A 4,629-nucleotide genomic window follows, 5' to 3' on the forward strand; every position below is an offset into this window, starting at 1 on the left:
GCCCGATCGGGTGGCACAGGCTCTATTTCAGCGGCAGCATATCCGGATCGAACGTACGCCAAGTGCCGTCGGCACCCTGGATGGCGATGCATGCTTGGTCGCCAAAATTTTTTGCAGCCTTTTTGGCAGACTGCATGGCAAAGGATAGCGCTTTGACGCGTGAGTCAAAGCTCTTGCGGCCTTCAGCGAGGCCATCCAGATACCAGGTGTCTGTGTTCCCCTGTTCGTAGGGAATCTCGTAGAAGATCATCGATCTGGCCGTCCTGAAACGCTGCGCGTGCGTTCGGGCGTATTTTCGGAAAAACGGTGCATTGTCCACGTGAGGATGAGTTGCATACGCTAACTGGGCGCTGCCAAGCACGTGAAGGCCATCACTCGTCGGCGTATCGCATCGCCTTGCGCCACCATCCCAATGATCGCGAAGGCACAACGCGTTGCTCATACCCGATCTACCGGATCAATAAAAACGCACCGCCGACCAGTCGCTGACGGTGCGTATGGTTCCTGGCCTATCGCAAGGCTCAGGCGAGAAGCGCTTTCAATGCCATAGACGCCAGATCAATGCATCGATCAGTGCTTCTGGCGCCGAATACGGCGGCTGTCGCGATTCTCCGACTTGTTCAGGCGTCTATCCTCGCCCTTGGTGAGGTGGCCGTTGTGTTTGGCCTCGTCGGCGCTTTCGCGCTGGGCAATGTTGGCGTCCTGCTTTTCGTCGCGGGCGGCCTGCTTGCCATTGATCGTGCCGTTGGCTTCACCGTTTTGAATGCGATTTTGCTGATTGCTCAGGCGCTGATTGACTTCGTTGACGCGCGGATGGCCGGGTACGCTGGTGTCCTGCGCCATTACCGTACCGGAGACGAGCGCCGAAAAAGCAACCAAGCCAAGCATGCCGAGGCGAAATTTTGCGTGGGTTTTCATAATTGCATCCTTAGTGAGTAGGTAAGCATGGATGGATATGACGGCGGCAGGCGTTGCCTGCGCGAAGTCATGCCACGGTGGCAGGCCTGGGATACGTACCTCGCGATCGACATCTCCCGTGCCGTTGTCGAGCGTGCCGATCGCGTTCGTTACGTAAGTCGATCGCTGGCAAGCAGAACTGGAGAACGGGATGTATCCGCAGGGCGTTGACACACTTCTTTACATAGCTGGCTGCCGTTCAGTCTCGCTGCCTTGCAGCAATCGGTCGCGTTGAAGGCTCGATCGAATCGCACTGGTATGATCGGCATTGCGACGGGGGAACATGGCAGGTACTTGGCTGCTGTCGAGAGAGCGCCACGTTTGCCTGCGCTGTCGCCGCAGGCGTGACAAAGGTGCGGCGGTTGGTTGTCGTCATCACGCAAAACACGGTTATTCTTTTGATCGCAGTCGCGTCGTGCGTACGCGGTCGCAACGACGCTTGGCGACGTGCGCATGAGCGGATCGCTTCCGGTCGTCACGTTCAACCCGTGTCCCGCGATCGAGCGCGCAGGCAGCGTTTCGACCGTTCGATTTCATCGCGTATCGCGGCACCTATCTCTCATGTTGCCCGGGCAGCTCAATGACGCGCTGCGAGGGTTTTTCAACCGGCATATTCGCGGGCTGCTCGATGCGCATATCTGGTCCAGTGCCGGCACGGCCGTCGTATCGATGAATGCTTTCAGTGCGTTTCGCTTAGCCGGCGGCTGGTGGTGCCGGACGAATAACGCGCTGTTGCTGATGGCCGGCGTGGCCCTGATCTGATTTGTTTTTAGCCAGCACCTGCTGAACCTGCATCTGAACTATGGACCGACGCTCGTCCGCAAATCAGTAACGCGCGAGCTTCGTTTCCAGGCGCAGCCGTTTACGCAGGTTGGCGAGCATCGTGGCATCGGGAAAGGTTTTCAGCGCTGCGCGCAGTACCTGGATATCTTGCCGCCAGCCGAGCTGATCGGCCAGTTGCGCGAGTGCCTTGGTGGATTTGTTTTTGTGGACTTCACTGGCCTGGATCGCTACGCCCGCCAGACGATTGAGCGTGTGAACGGCTTCGAGTTGCAGGCGCAGACGCCGCACCCGTCGTCGCCAGCGGTGCAGGCTGGCTGGTGTGCCCTGTTCCGCAGCGTCGCGTTCGGACTTGTTGACTCGTCGATGGCTTTGCTTGACCGACTGCTGCAGAGATTTTTGCGTGACGCGCTTCCAGCGGAGCTTGTCGAGCACGATGACTATATCCGCCATGGCGGCGATGCGCCGGGCGAAGCCTGGGTCTTTGTCCAGCTCCGTTTCCAGCAGCAAATCGCGCTGCACGGCCAGCACTTGCGCGGCGATCGCCCATTCGCCGGTTTCGTCATCGGCAGCGAGTTTCTCTGCTATCGCTACCGCCACCTGCGAGTCGCGCAGCGCCGACAGCCGCCTCGCCTGATGGCGCAGGGCGATATCGATCTTTGCGGTCTCGGCTCCCACGGCGTCGCTGACCAGCGCGAGCAGGCTGCGCAACCTGCGCAGGGCTTTGCGCGCTTCGTGAACACCGCGATGGCGATCTTTCCGGTTGGCCAAGGCTTTGGCGACCGCCTTGCACTCCTTCCGGGCAAGCGCGGCGAGCGAGCTGCTCATGGTAGACAACGTGTCGGCATTCATGAATCAGACGATCCTTGGCTGGCCAAGCGGCCAGTGTAAGGCGCAACCCATGCGGCCGTGACAATTTCACGGCACAGGCGTGGATGAGCGCATTCCCAGTCCCGCGATGACACACGCAGGTCACAATCGGCTGCTTAAGTCGATGGACCTTGTCCTGCCGGTGCTTAACCATGAACAGTTCGACCAGCGAAGACTTGATCGACAGTGTGAAGGGCTCCGCAAACCAGCGGCTGTTCGGCTTCGGCCTTTTCGGCCTATGTCTGTTGCTGGCGACGATCTACGTCGGCGTGCAGCTCAACCACGATTTGACGATCGCACCCTCGGGCACGGCCGTGAGCTATTTCCTGCTCGCCACGGCGCTGCTGATCGCGCTGGGCTTCGAGTTCGTCAACGGCTTTCACGATACCGCCAACGCAGTAGCCACGGTGATCTACACGCGCTCGCTGCCGGCGAGTTTTGCGGTGGTCTGGTCGGGGGGCTGGAATTTCGTCGGCGTGATGGTTTCCAGCGGCGCGGTGGCCTTCGCGGTGCTGCAGCTGTTGCCGATCGACCTGGTGCTCAACGTAGGCTCCGGGGTGGGCTTCGCGATGGTGTTCGCGCTGCTGATCGCGGCGATCATCTGGAATCTGGGGACGTGGTCGCTCGGTCTGCCCTCATCGAGCTCGCATACGCTGATCGGCTCGATCATCGGCGTGGGCCTGATGAACCAGCTGATGCACGGCGGTGCTGCCAGCAGCAGTGTGGACTGGAGCCAGGCCTGGAACGTGGGCAAGTCGCTGCTGGTGTCGCCGCTGGTCGGCTTCTTTTTCGCGGCGCTGCTGCTGTATGCCCTGAAGCTGCTGGTGCGCGTGCCGGCGCTGTATGCCGAGCCGAAGGGCGATCAGCCGCCGCCGTTCTGGATTCGCAGCATTCTGATTCTTACCTGCACCGGCGTGTCGTTCGCGCACGGCTCCAACGACGGCCAGAAGGGCATGGGCTTGATCATGCTGATCCTGATCGGCACGGTGCCGGCCGCCTACGCGCTGAACCGCACGGTGACACCGAGCGAGACGCAGACCTTCATTTCGGTGGCGCATCATGCCAGCGAAGTGCTGGGTCGCTACACCGCCGGCGTCGCACCGGTGACTTCGCCGCGCGACGAGATCGAGCATTACATCGATAGCCATCAGGCCACGCCGGCAACCCTGGTGGCCTTGCGCCAGCTGACCGACACCATCGGCAGCCAGGCCGGGCAGAGCCCGTCGCTGTCGGACGTGCCGCAGACCCAGGTCAACAACGTGCGCAACAATATGTACCTGACCTCCGAGGGGCTGCGGCTGATGGCCAAGGCCAAGCAACCGAGCTTTGCGCCAGCGGATCAGGCCGTGCTGGACAATTACCACAGCCTGCTGGACCGCTCGACCAAGTTCATTCCGACCTGGGTCAAGGTGGCCGTGGCCATTGCGCTGGGCCTGGGCACCATGGTCGGCTGGCGGCGCATCGTGCGCACCGTCGGCGAGCGTATCGGCAAGCAGCACCTGACCTATGCGCAGGGCGCCTCGGCCGAGCTGGTCGCGGCGATCACCATTGGCGCGGCCGATCGTTTCGGCCTGCCGGTAAGCACGACGCACGTGCTGTCGTCGGGCGTCGCCGGCGCGATGGTGGCCAACGGCTCGGGCTTGCAGTGGAGCACGATACGCAGCCTGCTGATGGCATGGGTGCTGACCCTGCCGGTATCGATTGCGCTGGCGGCAGGGCTGTTTTGGGCGTTCCGCCACGTGTTCTGAGCATCCACGGCAGCCGTCTGACAACGGAAGTGGTCCGACATCGCAGTGCCACTTCGCGTCTAGGAAACAGCTTTCCTCGTATTTCACCGTTGGCACGGTGATTGCGTCGCATCCGAAGATCAGGGTGCTGGTGGTCTCGGGTTATGCCGATGCGGCGGCGTTCGCGCCGAATATTCCGCATCTGACCAAACCCTTTCGGGAGGACGACCTGGTGGCCCTGCCCAATCATGGCAAGCGGCAAGGCTAGTTTTTGCTGGTTTCAACGATGCTTGAT

General features: G+C 61.4%; 6 protein-coding genes. 3 read left to right on the forward strand and 3 right to left on the reverse strand.

Annotated features, from left to right (window positions below; translation table 11 throughout):
* Positions 1–22 precede the first annotated feature (22 nt).
* Together HDE76_RS20435 and HDE76_RS20440 are read right to left on the reverse strand one after the other, a co-directional pair.
* Positions 23–442 carry a hypothetical protein gene (locus HDE76_RS20435; protein WP_179482743.1) on the reverse strand — a complete coding sequence of 140 codons (420 nt, stop codon included), beginning with the start codon at positions 440–442 and terminating at the stop codon, positions 23–25.
* A gap of 128 nt (positions 443–570) precedes the next feature.
* Positions 571–918, reverse strand: a complete 348-nt coding sequence (locus HDE76_RS20440; protein ID WP_179482741.1) for a hypothetical protein — start codon at positions 916–918, stop codon at positions 571–573.
* Between the two features lie 492 nt (positions 919–1,410).
* Between HDE76_RS20440 and HDE76_RS20445 the strand changes: the two genes are divergently transcribed.
* Positions 1,411–1,719: a hypothetical protein gene (locus HDE76_RS20445; protein ID WP_179482739.1), complete on the forward strand. Its 309-nt coding sequence runs from the start codon at positions 1,411–1,413 to the stop codon at positions 1,717–1,719.
* A gap of 63 nt (positions 1,720–1,782) precedes the next feature.
* On the opposite strand, the gene HDE76_RS20450 is transcribed toward HDE76_RS20445, so the two are convergent.
* Positions 1,783–2,589 carry a CHAD domain-containing protein gene (locus HDE76_RS20450; protein ID WP_179482737.1) on the reverse strand — a complete coding sequence of 269 codons (807 nt, stop codon included), beginning with the start codon at positions 2,587–2,589 and terminating at the stop codon, positions 1,783–1,785.
* A gap of 170 nt (positions 2,590–2,759) precedes the next feature.
* Here HDE76_RS20450 and HDE76_RS20455 point away from each other — a divergent pair, with 170 nt between their 5' ends.
* Positions 2,760–4,355 (forward strand): inorganic phosphate transporter, encoded by a 1,596-nt coding sequence (locus HDE76_RS20455; RefSeq protein ID WP_179482735.1) that lies wholly within the window; start codon positions 2,760–2,762, stop codon positions 4,353–4,355.
* Between the two features lie 97 nt (positions 4,356–4,452).
* On the forward strand, positions 4,453–4,602 hold the full coding sequence (locus tag HDE76_RS20460) for a hypothetical protein (RefSeq protein WP_179482733.1): 150 nt from the start codon (positions 4,453–4,455) through the stop codon (positions 4,600–4,602).
* The last annotated feature ends 27 nt before the right edge of the window (positions 4,603–4,629 follow it).

Origin of the sequence: Rhodanobacter sp. ANJX3, assembly GCF_014200755.1 — a bacterium.
Taxonomy (GTDB): Bacteria; Pseudomonadota; Gammaproteobacteria; order Xanthomonadales; family Rhodanobacteraceae; genus Rhodanobacter.

Coding starts and splice junctions, on each gene's coding strand:
- HDE76_RS20435 (WP_179482743.1), bottom strand. CDS start 442: ATGAGCAACGCGTTGTGCCTTCGCGATCATTGGGATGGTGGCGCAAGG.
- HDE76_RS20440 (WP_179482741.1), bottom strand. CDS start 918: ATGAAAACCCACGCAAAATTTCGCCTCGGCATGCTTGGCTTGGTTGCT.
- HDE76_RS20445 (WP_179482739.1), top strand. CDS start 1,411: ATGAGCGGATCGCTTCCGGTCGTCACGTTCAACCCGTGTCCCGCGATC.
- HDE76_RS20450 (WP_179482737.1), bottom strand. CDS start 2,589: ATGAATGCCGACACGTTGTCTACCATGAGCAGCTCGCTCGCCGCGCTT.
- HDE76_RS20455 (WP_179482735.1), top strand. CDS start 2,760: ATGAACAGTTCGACCAGCGAAGACTTGATCGACAGTGTGAAGGGCTCC.